The organism is Micrococcus luteus (assembly GCF_022664405.1).
GTDB lineage: Bacteria > Actinomycetota > Actinomycetes > Actinomycetales > Micrococcaceae > Micrococcus > Micrococcus luteus.
This window is the reverse complement of the sequence record NZ_JAKRLB010000013.1, coordinates 32,579-47,286: the sequence shown is the minus strand read 5'-3', so window position 1 is coordinate 47,286 and position 14,708 is coordinate 32,579. Positions and strand designations below refer to the sequence as shown.

The following is a 14,708-nucleotide window of genomic DNA, read 5'->3' as shown; positions in this document are numbered from 1 at the left end:
GATGACCGTCTCCGGCCTCACCGTGGCACCCCGCCGAAAGATGCGGCGCTCGCGCCGGCCCGGTGACACCCACGCTACGCAGAGCCCATTCTCAGGGGGAGTTCAGGACGGTCTCGGATCCGTCTCGATCCGATCACGGTGCCGCGGCACCGCGTTCCCGCGCCTCACGGGCAGGTCATCCCCGTCGCCCCGTCCCTCAGAGCAGCGTGCCCTGCTGCTCTCTCATCTCCTGGATCAACTCCGGCCCGTTGTTCCGGACGTTCCCCACGGCGCCCTCCACGGGCCGCAGCGACCAGCCCGCCGCGACGTCGTACGCGCCGGCGCACACCTCGCCCACGAGGGCGTCGGCTTCTTCGGCAGACCCGAGCGTGTCCGGGGCGAGCCACCGGTCCATCGTCTCGGCGTCCATGGGCACGGGCATCCGGTCGTGCAGCTGGCCGAGTGCGGCGAGCACCGGCTCGTCGTCGTCCGCGTCGGGTGCGGCCATGGTGAGGATCGTCGTCGAGAGGACCCAGGCGTCCTCCCCCGCGGCCTGGGCCTCGGGGTCCTGCCACCACTCGTACAGGCCGGCGAACCAGATGACCGGCCCCTCGCCGTCCCCGGCCCCGGCCGGGTGCACGTAGTAGGGCTGCTTCTTCGCGGCCCGCCCGTCGGGGCCCTTGGCGCCAGGCTCCGGCGTCTTCCACTCGTAGTAGCCCTCCACCGGCACAGCGCAGCGGCGGGCGCGGACGGCGGCCCGGAACGTCGGCTTGGAGGCCACGGTCTCCGAGCGCGCGTTGAACGCACGGGACCCCACGGACAGCTCCTCCGCCCACGGCGGCACCAGGCCCCAGCGGGCCACGTGGATCCGCCGGGTCACTCCGGCGCCGCCGTCGTCCGCATGCGCCACGAGGATCGGCACCTCGGCTGTCGGCGCCACGTTCCAGCTCTGGCGCAGCACCAGCTCCTCATTCGTCTCGGCATCGCCCAGGGCCACCAGGTCGCTCGTGGCGCGGGCCATCACGTAGCGGCCGCACACGTCAGCGGTCCCTCCCGTCCCGGCCACGCTCGACATACATCCACGCGATGCCGAGGGCGAAGCCCATCATCGCGCAGCCGAGCACAGTGCCCCAGGGCCTTTCGGTGCCCAGTCCGAACACCACCCCCAGGCCGACGCCGATCAGCAGCCCCACCAGTGGGATGCGCCACTGAGCGAGCGCCCCGGTGCCGTTCCGGGCACCGGCCGGAGCCCCGGCTGGAGCCTCCGGAGCTTCGTACGCCTCGTCCTCGTCTCTGCCCTGTCCTGCCACGGTTCGCCCCTCCGTTCACATCGGTGTTGCGGGTCAGGTTGCAGTCTCCCCCGGCCGCCGCGGCGACACCACACACCAGGCCCCCCGGCTGCTCACCGATGCGTCGCACAGACACCTGTGATGGGATGGGCAGAACGAGCCCGCACGTCGCGCCGCCCCACGCATGCGCGGCATCGGGCAGATCCCCACCACCAGGAGGAACAACGTGTCCCAGAAGGTCCGCGGCGTCGTCGCCATGGCGAAGGACGCCCCCGTCACCATCGAGACCATCGTCATCCCCGATCCGGGACCCGGCGAGGCCGTCGTCGACATCAAGACCTGCGGCGTCTGCCACACGGATCTGCACTACCAGCAGGGCGGGATCGGCGACGAGTACCCGTACCTGCTCGGCCACGAGGCCACGGGTGTGGTCTCCGCGATCGGCGAGGGCGTCGACCACGTCAAGGTCGGCGACACCGTGATCCTCAACTGGCGCGCCGTGTGCGGCGAGTGCCGCGCGTGCCGGAAGGGCGAACCGAAGTACTGCTTCAACACCCACAACGCGACCCAGAAGATGACCCTGGAGGACGGCACGGAGCTGTCCCCGGCCCTGGGCATCGGGGCGTTCGCGGACAAGACGCTCGTCCACGCCAAGCAGTGCACCCAGGTCGACGGCGTCGACACGCCCGAGGAACAGGCCGCGGTCGGCCTGCTCGGCTGCGGGATCATGGCCGGCATCGGCGCGGCCATCAACACCGGCGAGGTCAAGCGCGGCGAGTCCGTGGCCGTGATCGGCTGCGGCGGCGTCGGCGTGGCCACGATCGCCGGGGCGAAGCTCGCCGGCGCCACCACGATCATCGCGGTGGACATCGACGCCAAGAAGCTCGCCAAGGCTGAGGAGCTCGGCGCCACCCACACCGTGAACTCGAAGGACGAGGACCCCGTGGAGGCCATCCGCGCGGCGACCGGCGGCTTCGGTGCCGACGTGGTCATCGAGGCGGTCGGCCGCCCGGAGACCTACGAGCAGGCGTTCTACGCCCGGGACCTGGCCGGCCGCGTCGTCCTGGTGGGCGTGCCCACCCCCGGCATGGAGCTGAAGCTGCCCCTGCCGGAGGTGTTCGGCCGCGGCGGCGCGCTGAAGTCCTCGTGGTACGGCGACTGCCTGCCGGAGCGCGACTTCCCGATGCTCGTGGACCAGTACCGCCTGGGCCGCCTGCCGCTGGACGAGTTCGTCACGGAGACCATCGCCCTCGACGAGGTGAACGAGGCCTTCGAGACGATGAAGTCCGGCGACGTCCTGCGCTCGGTGGTGGTGCTCTGATGGCGCGCATCGATCACCTGGTCACCTCTGGCACGTTCTCCCTGGACGGGGAGACGTTCGACGTGGACAACAACGTGTGGATCGTCGGCGGCGCGGAGCAGTGCGTCGTCATCGACCCGGCCCATGACGCCTCGGCCGTCTGGAAGAAGGTGAACGGCCGCCAGGTGCTGGCCATCGTCCTCACCCACGGCCACGACGACCACATCCGCCAGGTCCAGGAGTTCCGCCAGATGGTGGACGCCCCCGTGCTGCTCCACCCCGCAGACCGCATGCTCTGGGACGACGTCTTCCCCGACGAGGAGCCCGACGGCGCGCTCGCCGAGGGCGACGTCCTGCGCGTGGCCGGCGTCGAGCTGCGGGTGCTGCACACCCCCGGCCACTCCCCCGGCTCGGTCTGCCTGTACGCCCCCGCCCTGGGCGAGGCCGGCGACGACGGCGCCCCGACCGGCGTCGTGTTCTCCGGCGACACCCTGTTCCAGGGCGGGCCCGGCGCCACCGGCCGCTCGTACTCGGACTTCGACACGATCATCGAGTCCATCCGCGAGCGCCTGCTCCCGCTGCCGGAGGCCACCGTGGTCCACACCGGCCACGGCGACTCCACCACGATCGGCACGGAGAGGCCGCACCTGCAGGAGTGGATCGACCGCGGCCACTGAGGACGCGCCGAGGTGGGGAAGAATGGTCCCCCGTGACCATCCTCCCCGCCTCGCCCCCTCCCTCCGTGATCCTGCTCGGCGGCGCGTCGGGCTCCGGCAAGTCCTACCTGGCCCGGCGGCACGGCCGGCCCCACCTCTCGCTCGATGCCTTCTACCGTCCGCAGTCCGACGACGGCGCCGCGGGCGGGCCCGGCCCCGCGTTCCCGCGCACCCCGTACGGCGAGATCGACTGGGACCACCCCGGAACATGGGATGAGCAGGCGGCGGTGGACGCCGTCGTCGAACTGCTCGAGGAGGGCGCCACGCGCGTGCCCGACTACGACATCTCCACGTCCTCCGTCCGCGGGCACAGCACCGTCGCGCTCGAGCCGGGCGGGGTGATCGTGGCGGAGGGCATCTTCGCCGAGCGCATGCCCGCCGCCCTGGACCGGGCCGGAGTCCGCTACGCGGCCTGGTACATCGACCAGGCGCGGACCACGACGGCGGCCCGCCGGTTCGTGCGCGATGTCGCCGAGCGTCGCAAGCCCGTGCCGTTCCTCGTGCAGCGGGGCTGGTCCCTGTACCGGACGGACGCGGCGCGCCGGGCGGCGGCCGTGGCGGCCGGCTTCACCCCGCGACGCAAGCGGGAGATCATCGCGGATCTCACGGCCTGACGGGCCGCCCGCAGCCGGGCCGCCCGTGCCCTCAGCCGGCGGTGCCCGCGGTGAGGACGGCGAGCTGCTCGTCCACGACCTCGAGCCCGGCGGCGGCGGCCCACGCCGTGTACTCCTCCCGCAGGGCCACGGCGAACGCGGGGACGCTCACCCCGGGGCGCACGTCCTCGGCCGCGCCCGCCGTGCGGGGGTCCATGTCCAGGCCGAGCTCCCGGTAGACGTCGACGAGCACGGCCCGCAGCGGGGCGGGGTCGGACACCACCACGTGGGTGGAGAACAGGAACGCCCCCTTCACCAGGCGCTGCGCGGAGCCGGCCAGCTTCACCGGGTAGGTCGGCGCAGGACCCTGCACGGAGAACTCACCCGGGCAGTACTCCCCCGGGATCTCGCCCACGGAGGCGGGCACGTCCATGCGCGCGAACGCCCGCACGAACAGGTCGGCGAACTCGGCGAACCGGGCCTGCTGGGTGAGTGCCGCGTCCTCCTGCTGGCTCAGGTGGTCCACCACCAGGCAGCCGTGATGGTAGGCCGCCGCCCGCCCGCCGGCCCGGCGCACCACCGGCGCGAAGCCGTGGGCCCGGGCCGCCGCAGCCGCGGCCGCGAAACCGGGCAGCCGCGCGTCGCGCTGGCCGAACGCGACCGTCGGTTCGGGCACGTAGACGCGGATCAGATCGTCGAGGGCCCTTCCCTCGGCCGCGGCGGCGCGGAAGACGGCCAGCTCGCCCATGGCCCAGTCGAGGTCTTCAGCGGCCCCGAGGGTCCGCTCCTGCACGGCCCAGCGCAGCCGGGGAGCTGGGCTCACAGGCCGCCCTCGACCGGCCAGGAGCGCAGGGTGAGGGTCTGCTCGACGTGGGCGAAGGGGCCGTCGTCGTCGTGGAGGACGGTGCTGGTCAGGCCCACGCCGTCCGGGCCCACCGTGACCTGCCCCGCGAGGCCGAGCCAGTGGCCGGTGGGCTCGCGGTACAGGTGGATCTGCAGGTCCACGTTGGGGAAGAACCACCCGCCCGGCTTCGCCGGCAGGGCGGGGGCGATCCCGTTGGCCGCATCGGTGAGGCTGATCAGGCGCACCAGGTCGCTCGTGCTCTCCCCCGCCACCATCTCGCGGTCCGTGGTGAGCCACACCCGGCCGTGGCCCGGCCCGTGGCCGGGCAGGACGACGCCGTCGAGGGAGGCGATGTACCCGCCTCCCCATCCGTGGAGCGCGTTGTGCGACTGCGCCTGCGAGCGCGGCGGGAGGGGCTCGTCCGGCAGCTGGGCGACGGCGGAGGTGTCCGAGGTGGACAGCAGCCAGGCGCGCAGGGTCAGCACGGTGCGGCCCCGGGCGTGGAGCACGGACTCGACGAGCTCGATGGTCCGGCCCGGACGCAGGGTGCGCGTGACCACCTCGAGCTCGCCCGACCAGAGCGTGCCCAGGATGTCGTAGGAGAGCCGTCCCACCCGCAGCCCGGGAGTGGTCTCGTGCGCGGCCACCTCGTGCAGCAGCAGGCCCGAGACGGCGGCCATGTGCATCTCCTCTTCCCGCCATGCGCCCTGGGCGTGCACGGTGGAGCGCACGCGGGAGGTGCGGACGCCGTCGGCGTCCACGGTGGGCTCGCCGAGGCGCACGTAGAAGGCCAGGGGATCGTCGGCGACGGAGGCCGCGGGGGTGGAGGTGATGTCGGTCATGGGCCGAAGTCTGCCAGAACGACGACGACGGCCGGTGACGTCCCCGCGGGGATGTCACCGGCCGATGAGGCAGGCGCGGGGCGCCGTCAGGGACGCTCCGACTCAGAAGGACGGGGTGACGTCGCCGCCCGGCCAGGTCTGCTCGATGTACTCCTTGACCTCCGGCGAGTGCAGCAGCTCGTCGAGCTTCTCCACGCCCGGGGTCTTCTCCCCCTCGCGCCATGCCACGAAGTTGGCGTAGGGGTTCTCGCCGGAGATCTCCTCGACCACCACGGCGTCCTCCAGGGTCATGCCGGCCTGGATGAAGTAGTTGCCGTTGATGATGGCGAGGTCCACCGCCGGGTCGTCCAGGATCTGCACGAGGATCTCCGGCTGGTTCTCCTCGAACTGCAGGCCCTTCGGGTTCTGCTCGGGGGTGAGGGTCAGGGCGGCGGAGTCGTCCTGGATGTCCTGGAGCAGGCCGGCCTGCTCCAGCATCTTGAGGGCACGGGGCTGGTTGCCGGGGTCGTTCGTGATGGCCACGGTGGCGCCGTCCGGCACCTGGTCCACGGAGTCGAACTTCTGGGAGAACGCGGCGTAGGGCTCGATGTGCACGCCCTCGCCGTGCTCCATCTTCAGGCCGCGCTCCTCGACCTGCTTGTTGAAGAACGGCTCGTGCATGTAGTAGTTCGCGTCGATCTTGCCCTCGTTGAGCGCGGTGTTGGGCATCTGGTAGTCGTCGAACTCCTGGATCTCCAGATCGATGCCCGCCTCCTTCGCGAGGTTCTCGTCCACGAACTCGAGGATCTGGGCGTGCGGCACGGGGTTCGCACCCACCTTCACGACGACGGGATTCGCCGGGTCCGGGGTGGGGGCGGAGGAGGCCGCCGAGTCGGAGCCGCTGGCGCCGCAGGCGGAGAGGGCGAGGGCGAGAGCGGCGGTGCCGGCGCCGAGGGCGGTGCGGCGGGAGAGGGGTGACAGAGCCATGGGAGGGGCCTTTCGTATCGGAGGGGTGGAGAGATGAAGAAGAAGGTGAGAGGTCAGCGGTGGTCCATGCGGCGGATCAGCAGGTCGCCGATCCACTGGATGAGCTGCACCAGGACGACGATGACGACGATGGTCACGACCATCACCTCGGTCTGGAATCGCTGGTAGCCGTAGTTGTAGGCGAGGCGGCCGAGGCCGCCGCCGCCGATCAGGCCGGCCATGGCCGAGTAGCCCACGAGCGTCACCAGGGTGGTGGTCGTCGCCGCGATCAGGCCGGGCATGGCTTCCGGGAGGAGGACCTTGCGGATCACCTGGCCACGGGTGGAGCCCATGACCTGCGCGGCGTCCACGGTGCCCGAGGGGATCTCACGCAGCGCCGACTCCACAAGGCGCGCGAAGAACGGCGCGGTGCCGATGGTCAGGGAGATGGTCGCCGCGATGGGCCCGATCGCCGTGCCCACGAGCCACTTGGTCAGCGGGATGAGCGCCACCATGAGGATGGCGTACGGGATCGACCTCGTGATGTTGACGATCACGGCGGACAGCACCGTGTAGAGGGCGGGCATGGGATTCAATCCCCCCGGACGGGTCACATGCAGCACGATGCCCAGGAGGCCGCCGATCAGCACGGTGGCGACGCCGGAGATCGCCACCATCAGCAACGTCTCCACGACCGCCTCAGGCAGGGCCTCGGTGATCGCCGGGTTCGTGGTCAGCTTCTCGAGCCAGGTCATCGGGCTCCTCCGATCTCATCCGCGGTGACGTGGTCCTGGGCTGCCTGCCGAGCCGTGCGGACGCGAGCGGTCAGGCCTGCCTCCTGCAGGCGCGCCACCACGGCGTCGGCCGAGGCCTCCGTGGCGGACAGGCCCAGGAGCTGGTGGGAGAAGCGCTCCCCCGCGAGGTCCTCGACGGTGCCGGCCAGGATCTCGACGTCGCCGGCGCCCGCGTCGCGGACCAGCTGGGTGATGGGCAGGGAGGCGGCCCGGCCCCGGCCGAGCACCTCCACGAGGCGCTGGTCCCGAGCGGCATGGGGCGTGGGCAACGGCAGCAACGCGGCGGACAGCGGCGAGTCGAGGTCGGACGCCACGTCCCCGAGGTCGCCGGACTGGACGATCCGCCCGTCCTGCAGGAGGGACACCTCGTGGCACAGTCGCTTGACCACGTGCATCTCGTGGGTGATGACCAGGACGGTCAGGCCCAGGCGCCGGGAAAGGTCCTCGATCAGGGTCAGGACACCCTCCGTGCTCGCGGGGTCGAGGGCCGAGGTGGGCTCGTCGCAGAGCAGCACGTCGGGGTCCGACGCGAGCGCGCGAGCGATGCCCACCCGCTGCTTCTGACCGCCGGACAGCTGCGCCGGGTAGGACCCTTCGAAGCCCTCGAGACCCACCAGAGCGAGCAGCTCGTCTGCGCGCGCCCGACGCGCGGTGGCATCGGACCCGCCGGCGACCTCGAGCGGATAGGCCACGTTGTCGCGGGCGGTCCGGGAGGAGAACAGGTTGGCGTGCTGGAAGACCATGCCGATCCGGCGGCGGGAGTCCAGCAGGCCGGAGCGCGACTCCCGGGTCAGGTCCTTGCCCGCCACGGAGACCGTCCCGGAGGTCGGGGGCTCGAGCAGGGTCAGGCACCGCACGAGCGTGGACTTGCCCGCGCCGGACTGGCCGATGATCCCATGGATGCGGCCCGGGGCCACGGCGAGGTCGACGCCGCGCAGCGCACGGATCTCCTTCGCGCCCTGGCGGAAGGTCTTCTCGAGACCACGCACCTCGATCATGGGCGTGCCCATGGGATGCGCAGACGTGCTGAGAGCAGGGGTAGACGACATTCCCGTCCTTTCCATCGGTCCTGGCGTTAGCACCTGCGCCCGGTCGGTGGGGGTGTGGTTGCTGCGGCGTCGTCGAGCCAGATCTCTCGGCCGCTCAAGATGGTGAGGGGCGCCCCGGCGTCGTCACCGGTGCAGGGAAAAAGTCAACCACACCGGGGCGCCGTGGAAGGAACGACGTGACACAGGTCTCATTTCCCGACCTCTCGGAGGGCTGGACCCCGCCTCCGGCCCGCGTCATGTGTCGCCATATGACAAACCCCTGCCATCCAGTGGCCGGTGGCACCCCTCCCCACCACGACGCCGGCCCGCACCTTCACGGGAAGGTGCGGGCCGGCGTCGTGGTGGCCTGCGGACGGCGGGGCCCATCAAGGGCCTCAGGCGGACGGGATCAGAAGTCCCAGTCCTCGTCCTCGGTGTTCTCGGCCTTGCCGATCACGTAGGAGGAGCCGGAGCCGGAGAAGAAGTCGTGGTTCTCGTCCGAGTTCGGGGAGAGCGCGGAGAGGATGGCGGGGTTCACGTTCGTGGTCTCGGCCGGGAACATGGGCTCGTAGCCCAGGTTCATCAGCGCCTTGTTCGCGTTGTAGTGCAGGAACTTCTTCACGTCCTCGGCCAGGCCGAGGGCGTCGTAGAGGTCATGGGTGTACTCGACCTCGTTCTCGTACAGCTCGAACAGCAGCTCGAAGGTGAAGGCCTTGAGCTCCTCCCGCTTCTCCTCCGGCAGGGTCTCGATGCTCCGCTGGTACTTGTAGCCGATGTAGTACCCGTGCACGGCCTCGTCGCGGATGATCAGGCGGATCAGGTCGGCGGTGTTGGTGAGGCGGGCGTGCGCGGAGAGGTACATGGGCCAGTAGAAGCCCGAGTAGAAGAGGAAGGACTCGAGCAGGGTGGAGGCGATCTTCTTCTTGTACGGGTCCTGGCCGTCATAGCGCTCCACGATCAGGCCGGCCTTGGCCTGCAGGTTCCGGTTCTCACGGGACCAGCGGAACGCCTCGTCGATCTCCGGGGTGGAGGCCAGCGTGGAGAAGATCGAGGAGTACGACTTCGCGTGCACCGACTCCATGAACGCGATGTTCGTGAGGACGGCCTCCTCGTGCGGGGTCATGGCGTCCGGGATGAGGGAGACGGCGCCCACGGTGCCCTGGATCGTGTCCAGCAGCGTCAGGCCCGTGAACACGCGCATGGAGAGCAGTCGCTCCTCGTCCGTGAGGTGGGACCAGGACTGGACGTCGTTGGACAGCGGCACCTTCTCCGGCAGCCAGAAGTTGTTGACGAGGCGGTTCCACACCTCCACGTCCTTCTCGTCCTGAATGCGGTTCCAGTTGATCGCCTCGACGAGGTGGGACTGCTGGGTCTCGGTCACGGCAGGGCACATCCTTCAGAAGAATTCGTTGAGAATCCGCGGATTCCGGGGGCTCTCGGGAGCACGGTCATCGGGGCGCGGGTCCGGGACAGTCTAGGCCCGCAGGGGCAGCGGCAGCCACTCGGGCGGGTCCGGGCTCGCGACGTCGTGGGCCCGCCCCGCCCGGCCAGGCGCGCCGCCCCGCTTCGAGGCGGGAAATCGAGCGCACCTGCGCTCAGAAGCGCGGAATACGCCGGATTTCCCGCCTCGAAGGGCTGGCTGTCAGAGCATGCAGCTGACGCAGCCCTCGACCTCGGTGCCCTCCAGCGCGAGCTGGCGCAGGCGGATGTAGTAGATCGTCTTGATGCCCTTCGTCCACGCGTAGATCTGCGCGCGGTTCAGGTCACGGGTGGTGGCCGTGTCCTTGAAGAACAGCGTCAGGGACAGACCCTGGTCCACGTGCTGCGTCGCCGCGGCGTACGTGTCGATGATCTTCTCGTAGCCGATCTCGTACGCGTCCTCGTAGTACTCGAGGTTCTCGTTGGTGAGGTACGGCGCCGGGTAGTAGACGCGGCCGAGCTTGCCCTCCTTGCGGATCTCGATCTTCGAGGCCACCGGGTGGATCGAGGAGGTCGAGTTGTTGATGTAGGAGATCGAGCCCGTCGGCGGGACGGCCTGCAGGTTGCGGTTGAAGATGCCGTGCTCCATGACGGAGGCCTTCAGCTCACGCCAGTCGTCCTGCGTGGGGAGGGCGATGCCGGCCTCGGCGAACAGCTCGGCGACGCGCTCGGTGGCGGGCGCCCACTCCTGATCCGTGTACTTGTCGAAGAACTCTCCGGAGGCGTACTTCGAGTCCTCGAACCCGCCGAACCGCTGGCCGGTCTCGATGGCGATCCGGTTCGAGGCCCGCAGCGCGTGGAACAGCACCGCGTAGAAGTACATGTTCGTGAAGTCGATGCCCTCCTCCGAGCCGTAGTGGACGCGCTCGCGCGCCAGGTAGCCGTGGAGGTTCATCTGCCCCAGGCCGATGGCGTGGGAGGCGGCGTTGCCCTTGGCGATGGACGGCACCGACTGGATGTCGGACATGACCGACACGGCCGTCAGCGCACGGATCGCGGTCTCCACGGACCGGCCGAAGTCCGGCGAGTCCATGGTCTTGGCGATGTTCATCGAGCCGAGGTTGCAGGAGATGTCCTGGCCCACGTGGGCGTAGCTCAGGTCCTCGTTGTACTCGGAGGCCTCGGAGACCTGCAGGATCTCGGAGCACAGGTTGGACATGGTGATGCGGCCCTTGATCGGGTTCGCGGCGTTCACGGTGTCCTCGAACACGACGTACGGGTAGCCGGACTCGAACTGGATCTCGGCGATGGTCTGGAAGAACTCGCGCGCGTTGATCTTGGTCTTCTTGATCCGCGCGTCGTCGACCATCTCGTAGTACTTCTCGGTCACGGAGATCTCGGAGAACGGCACCCCGTAGACGCGCTCGACGTCGTACGGCGAGAACAGGTACATGTCCTCGTTCTTCTTCGCCAGCTGGAACGTGATGTCCGGGATCACGACGCCGAGGGAGAGGGTCTTGATGCGGATCTTCTCGTCCGCGTTCTCGCGCTTGGTGTCGAGGAAGCGGTGGATGTCCGGGTGGTGCGCGTTGAGGTACACCGCGCCGGCGCCCTGGCGCGCGCCGAGCTGGTTGGCATAGGAGAAGGAGTCCTCGAGGAGCTTCATCACGGGGATGACGCCGGAGGACTGGTTCTCGATCTGCTTGATGGGCGCGCCGTGCTCGCGGATGTTGGTCAGCGAGAGGGCCACCCCGCCGCCGCGCTTGGACAGCTGCAGGGCGGAGTTGATGCCGCGGGCGATCGACTCCATGTTGTCCTCGATGCGCAGCAGGAAGCAGGAGACGAGCTCGCCGCGCTGCTTCTTGCCCGAGTTGAGGAACGTGGGGGTGGCCGGCTGGAAGCGGCCGGCGATCATCTCGTCCACCAGATGGGTGGCCAGCTCCTGGTCGCCCCGGGCCAGGTGGAGGGCGACGACGGCGACGCGGTCCTCGTAGCGCTCGAGGTAGCGCTTGCCGTCGAAGGTCTTCAGGGCGTACGAGGTGTAGAACTTGAACGCGCCGAGGAAGGTCGGGAAGCGGAACTTGGCCTTGTAGGCACGGTCGAACAGGCCTCGGATGAACTCGAACGGGTACTGCTCGAACGTCTCGGTCTCGTAGTAGTCGTTCTTCTGCAGGTAGTCGAGCTTCTCCTCCAGGTCGTGGAAGAACACCGTGTTGGTGTTGACGTGCTGCAGGAAGTACTGGCGCGCGGCCGCGTGGTCGGCCTCGAACTGGATGCGACCGTCGGCGCCGTAGAGGTTCAGCATGGCGTTGAGCTCGTGGTAGCCGAGGTTCTGCCACTCGGCGGGCATGTTCTTCGCCTGGCGGATGAGGTCCGCCTCGGTGGGTGCGGTGGTGGTCATGTCCACAGTCCTTCCAGGCCGCCGCGGACGCGTTCGACGTCGTCGGGCGTGCCCATCAGCTCGAATTTGTACATGAGGGGCACCTGGCACTTGCGGGAGATGATGTAGCCGGCCAGGCAGTAGCCCTCATGGAAGTTGGTGTTCCCGGACGCGATCACACCCCGAATCCAGTGACGGTTCTCCGGGACGTTGAGGAACTTGATCACCTGCTTCGGGACCGCGCCCGGCCCGCTGCCCCCGCCGTAGGTGGGGGTCATCAGGACGTACGGGGCGGTGGCCCCGAGGGTGGGCTCCCGGGTGATCAACGGCAGTCGAGCCACCCGGTCCTCGGGCAGCTCGAGCTTCTCGACGAAGCGGTGCGTGTAGTTGGAGGCGGAGGAGAAGTAGATCAGTCCCGCGTCGGTGGGGACGAGCCCCTGCGCCTCGGCCGAGCGGATGTGGCTCGGGTCCGCGGCGACGGTCATGTCGACTCCGGTCAGGCCACCGATGCCGCGGCGGACTCGGCGAGCTCGGCGATCTTGTCCGGGCGGAAGCCGGACCAGGAGTCGGTCTCGGTGACGACGACGGGGGCCTGCATGAAGCCGAGGGCACGGACGCGCTCGAGGGCGGCGGGGTCCTGGGACATGTCCACGACCTCGTAGGCGATGCCCTTCTTGTCCAGTGCACGGTAGGTGGCGTTGCACTGCACGCAGGCCGGCTTGGTGTACACGGTGACGGTCATGGCGATCCCTGTTCCTTCGTGGTCTCTGGTGGTCTGCGGGTGTCGGCGCGGCGCCCGCGAGGTGAATCACGGGGCGTGCCGAACATCTGCGTCGATACTACATCTAGTGATCACAGCCGGGAACCATCCCTACATGTAGTAGTCACACCGCTGTAGTTACGTATCCCCACCCTCTGGCCATCCTGTCCACACCCTGCTGTGCGAGACGATCCGCGCGGACATGCGGGACACGCCGGGACCGAGGTCGACTGTCCACAGCCGGTGGAGATCTCGGGGCCGGGTTCCCACAGCCGGAAAGTCGGGTTCGCCACGTCCGCGAGCGGCGTGTCCGGCCCCCGCGGACCACTACATGTAGGAGCCCGCCGCCGGCCGGCGTCGGAATACCCCGTGACCACCGGGGGTTGCCCCGGCATGAGCACCTCCCCCACCGTCACCCGCAATGACGCCGAGTCCCGCTACGAGCTCCACGACGGCGGCACACTGCTCGCCGTCCTCGACTTCCGGGACAACGGCGCGGCCGTCTCCCTGAACCGCGCGTTCACCATCCCGGTGCACCGCGGCCGGGGCCACGCCGCCGCGCTGACCGCGGGCGCCGTCGAGGACATCGCGACGAACGGCGGCCCCGCAGGGGGCCGCCGCATCGTGCCGATGTGCTGGTACGTCGCCCAGTGGTTCGACGAGCACCCGGAGAAGAGCGCGCTGCTCGCGCCCCACTGACCGGCGCGGTCAGGCCGCGACGCGGTGCCGGCGCACCACGGCCAGGACGCCCGCGGCCAGCACCGCGACGGCGACGGGCCACGCCGCCGGACCACGCCCGGTCTCGACCGTGTCCGGCACCGTGTGCTCGCCGTCGGCCGGATCCGCAGGGGTCTCGGGCTCCGCCGGCGAGGTGGGAGTGTCGGGATCGGCCGGCTGGCCCGGAGCGTCGTCGAACGGGCCGGCCACGGGGAAGGTCACGAACCCCGGGATCCGCCCGTTCTCCCAGTCGTAGAGGTCCACGCGGGGATCGCCGAACCGCACGGTCACCGTCCGCGTCGTCGTCACGCCGTCCCTCGTGGCCCGCAGGGTGACGGTGTCGGATCCGGTGAAGCCCTCGGGCGCCTGGTACACGTAGCCGCGCGGCCCGCCGGTCTCCTCCTCCGTCACCTCGACGACCCGACCCTCGGCCGGGCCCGCGACGAGCGTCAGCGGCGCCGCCTCATCGCCCGTGTACGAGGAGATGAACACGTGTCGCTCCCCCGGCGCCGCGAGCAGGGTGGTGTCCCAGGCGGTGGGGAGCATGTGGAAGCCGAGCTCATGACGCTGGTCGGCGCGCAGCGGCTCGCCCGGGTCAGCGTCGGTGAGGTCGGCGTCCGGACCGTAGGTGAGGGCGGCCACCTCGCCGCCCAGGACGTAGAGGGTGTAGACGACGGGACCGGTCCCCGACTCGCCCAGGCTCCGCCGGGCCGCGGCGACGTCGAAGTCACCGCGCTCCAACTCGTCGTCGTACGTGAACGGGACCTCGGTCTCGGCGCCGCGGGCCTCCCCCTCCAGCACCGGAGCCACCGTCAGGCGGACGTCGGACTCGTCCACCTCGAACTCGGTGCCGAAGGAGGCACCGGTCTCACCCTCCGCGCTGGCCACGAGGAAGGATCCGCCGGGCAGGCCGTGCTCGGCGGTCCATCCAGCGGGGTGGGCGGGTGAGGCGAGGGCAGGGGTCGCCCCCAGGCCGGTGAGAAGGACGCCGGCGCCCAGGGCGGCGGCAAGGCGGGTCGGTCGGGCGGTGCGCATCGTGCTCCTCCAGGGGTGCGGTGCTGCGACGGGCTGAAGGGTTCTCCGGCTCGGACGCCCGAGGTCG

The 14,708-nt window shown here is 70.2% G+C and carries 16 protein-coding genes and 1 riboswitch; of the genes, 4 read left to right on the top strand and 12 right to left on the bottom strand.

Annotation, left to right across the window (positions count from 1 at the left end; genetic code table 11):
* Positions 1-196 precede the first annotated feature (196 nt).
* Positions 197-1,018, bottom strand: coding sequence for an SOS response-associated peptidase (locus MF605_RS07375; RefSeq protein ID WP_041102748.1), 822 nt, complete (start codon positions 1,016-1,018; stop codon positions 197-199).
* 1 nt (position 1,019) lies between these two features.
* Positions 1,020-1,289 carry a hypothetical protein gene (locus tag MF605_RS07370; RefSeq protein WP_041102747.1) on the bottom strand — a complete coding sequence of 90 codons (270 nt, stop codon included), beginning with the start codon at positions 1,287-1,289 and terminating at the stop codon, positions 1,020-1,022.
* Between the two features lie 205 nt (positions 1,290-1,494).
* Here MF605_RS07370 and MF605_RS07365 point away from each other — a divergent pair, with 205 nt between their 5' ends.
* The 3 genes from MF605_RS07365 to MF605_RS07355 are packed head-to-tail and all read left to right on the top strand — an operon-like array spanning position 1,495 to position 3,898.
* Complete coding sequence (locus MF605_RS07365; protein ID WP_061867737.1) at positions 1,495-2,589, top strand: S-(hydroxymethyl)mycothiol dehydrogenase; 1,095 nt, start codon at positions 1,495-1,497, stop codon at positions 2,587-2,589.
* On the top strand, positions 2,589-3,245 hold the full coding sequence (locus MF605_RS07360) for an MBL fold metallo-hydrolase (protein ID WP_061867738.1): 657 nt from the start codon (positions 2,589-2,591) through the stop codon (positions 3,243-3,245). The genes MF605_RS07365 and MF605_RS07360 overlap by 1 nt, the downstream gene beginning before the upstream one ends.
* A gap of 32 nt (positions 3,246-3,277) precedes the next feature.
* Positions 3,278-3,898, top strand: a complete 621-nt coding sequence (locus MF605_RS07355; protein ID WP_061867739.1) for a uridine kinase family protein — start codon at positions 3,278-3,280, stop codon at positions 3,896-3,898.
* 31 nt (positions 3,899-3,929) lie between these two features.
* Here the strand turns inward: MF605_RS07355 and MF605_RS07350 are convergent, their stop codons facing one another.
* From MF605_RS07350 to nrdH, 9 genes are all read right to left on the bottom strand, one after another.
* Positions 3,930-4,700 (bottom strand): lipoate--protein ligase family protein, encoded by a 771-nt coding sequence (locus MF605_RS07350; RefSeq protein WP_134416941.1) that lies wholly within the window; start codon positions 4,698-4,700, stop codon positions 3,930-3,932.
* On the bottom strand, positions 4,697-5,563 hold the full coding sequence (locus MF605_RS07345) for a thioesterase family protein (RefSeq protein WP_041102744.1): 867 nt from the start codon (positions 5,561-5,563) through the stop codon (positions 4,697-4,699). The genes MF605_RS07350 and MF605_RS07345 overlap by 4 nt, the downstream gene beginning before the upstream one ends.
* A gap of 102 nt (positions 5,564-5,665) precedes the next feature.
* Positions 5,666-6,529 carry a MetQ/NlpA family ABC transporter substrate-binding protein gene (locus MF605_RS07340; protein WP_010078798.1) on the bottom strand — a complete coding sequence of 288 codons (864 nt, stop codon included), beginning with the start codon at positions 6,527-6,529 and terminating at the stop codon, positions 5,666-5,668.
* Between the two features lie 53 nt (positions 6,530-6,582).
* Positions 6,583-7,263 (bottom strand): methionine ABC transporter permease, encoded by a 681-nt coding sequence (locus tag MF605_RS07335; RefSeq protein ID WP_010078799.1) that lies wholly within the window; start codon positions 7,261-7,263, stop codon positions 6,583-6,585.
* The gene (locus MF605_RS07330) at positions 7,260-8,300 is read right to left on the bottom strand and encodes a methionine ABC transporter ATP-binding protein (RefSeq protein WP_041102743.1); all 1,041 of its coding nucleotides are present in this window, start codon (positions 8,298-8,300) and stop codon (positions 7,260-7,262) included. The genes MF605_RS07335 and MF605_RS07330 overlap by 4 nt, the downstream gene beginning before the upstream one ends.
* 59 nt (positions 8,301-8,359) lie before the next feature.
* A riboswitch (SAM riboswitch) is annotated at positions 8,360-8,457 on the bottom strand.
* A gap of 282 nt (positions 8,458-8,739) precedes the next feature.
* Entirely contained in the window at positions 8,740-9,723 is a 984-nt protein-coding gene (nrdF, locus tag MF605_RS07325; protein WP_239074567.1) for a class 1b ribonucleoside-diphosphate reductase subunit beta, read from the bottom strand.
* A gap of 249 nt (positions 9,724-9,972) precedes the next feature.
* Entirely contained in the window at positions 9,973-12,099 is a 2,127-nt protein-coding gene (gene nrdE / locus MF605_RS07320; protein ID WP_180537555.1) for a class 1b ribonucleoside-diphosphate reductase subunit alpha, read from the bottom strand.
* Positions 12,100-12,146: 47 nt separating this feature from the next.
* The gene (nrdI, locus tag MF605_RS07315; protein ID WP_004167610.1) at positions 12,147-12,614 is read right to left on the bottom strand and encodes a class Ib ribonucleoside-diphosphate reductase assembly flavoprotein NrdI; all 468 of its coding nucleotides are present in this window, start codon (positions 12,612-12,614) and stop codon (positions 12,147-12,149) included.
* An 11-nt stretch (positions 12,615-12,625) separates the two neighbouring features.
* Complete coding sequence (gene nrdH / locus MF605_RS07310; RefSeq protein ID WP_036313172.1) at positions 12,626-12,871, bottom strand: glutaredoxin-like protein NrdH; 246 nt, start codon at positions 12,869-12,871, stop codon at positions 12,626-12,628.
* A gap of 411 nt (positions 12,872-13,282) precedes the next feature.
* Between nrdH and MF605_RS07305 the strand changes: the two genes are divergently transcribed.
* Positions 13,283-13,588: a GNAT family N-acetyltransferase gene (locus tag MF605_RS07305; RefSeq protein ID WP_095354181.1), complete on the top strand. Its 306-nt coding sequence runs from the start codon at positions 13,283-13,285 to the stop codon at positions 13,586-13,588.
* 9 nt (positions 13,589-13,597) lie between these two features.
* On the opposite strand, the gene MF605_RS07300 is transcribed toward MF605_RS07305, so the two are convergent.
* Positions 13,598-14,641: a hypothetical protein gene (locus MF605_RS07300; protein ID WP_127445755.1), complete on the bottom strand. Its 1,044-nt coding sequence runs from the start codon at positions 14,639-14,641 to the stop codon at positions 13,598-13,600.
* Positions 14,642-14,708: the final 67 nt, after the last annotated feature.

Bases quoted from the DNA above. Each gene is read 5' to 3' on its own strand.
- MF605_RS07360 (WP_061867738.1), top strand. From the start codon at position 2,589: ATGGCGCGCATCGATCACCTGGTCACCTCTGGCACGTTCTCCCTGGAC.
- MF605_RS07345 (WP_041102744.1), bottom strand. From the start codon at position 5,563: ATGACCGACATCACCTCCACCCCCGCGGCCTCCGTCGCCGACGATCCC.
- MF605_RS07340 (WP_010078798.1), bottom strand. From the start codon at position 6,529: ATGGCTCTGTCACCCCTCTCCCGCCGCACCGCCCTCGGCGCCGGCACC.
- MF605_RS07335 (WP_010078799.1), bottom strand. From the start codon at position 7,263: ATGACCTGGCTCGAGAAGCTGACCACGAACCCGGCGATCACCGAGGCC.
- MF605_RS07330 (WP_041102743.1), bottom strand. From the start codon at position 8,300: ATGATCGAGGTGCGTGGTCTCGAGAAGACCTTCCGCCAGGGCGCGAAG.
- nrdF (WP_239074567.1), bottom strand. From the start codon at position 9,723: ATGTGCCCTGCCGTGACCGAGACCCAGCAGTCCCACCTCGTCGAGGCG.
- nrdE (WP_180537555.1), bottom strand. From the start codon at position 12,099: ATGCCCGCCGAGTGGCAGAACCTCGGCTACCACGAGCTCAACGCCATG.
- nrdI (WP_004167610.1), bottom strand. From the start codon at position 12,614: ATGACCGTCGCCGCGGACCCGAGCCACATCCGCTCGGCCGAGGCGCAG.
- nrdH (WP_036313172.1), bottom strand. From the start codon at position 12,871: ATGACCGTCACCGTGTACACCAAGCCGGCCTGCGTGCAGTGCAACGCC.
- MF605_RS07305 (WP_095354181.1), top strand. From the start codon at position 13,283: ATGAGCACCTCCCCCACCGTCACCCGCAATGACGCCGAGTCCCGCTAC.
- MF605_RS07300 (WP_127445755.1), bottom strand. From the start codon at position 14,641: ATGCGCACCGCCCGACCGACCCGCCTTGCCGCCGCCCTGGGCGCCGGC.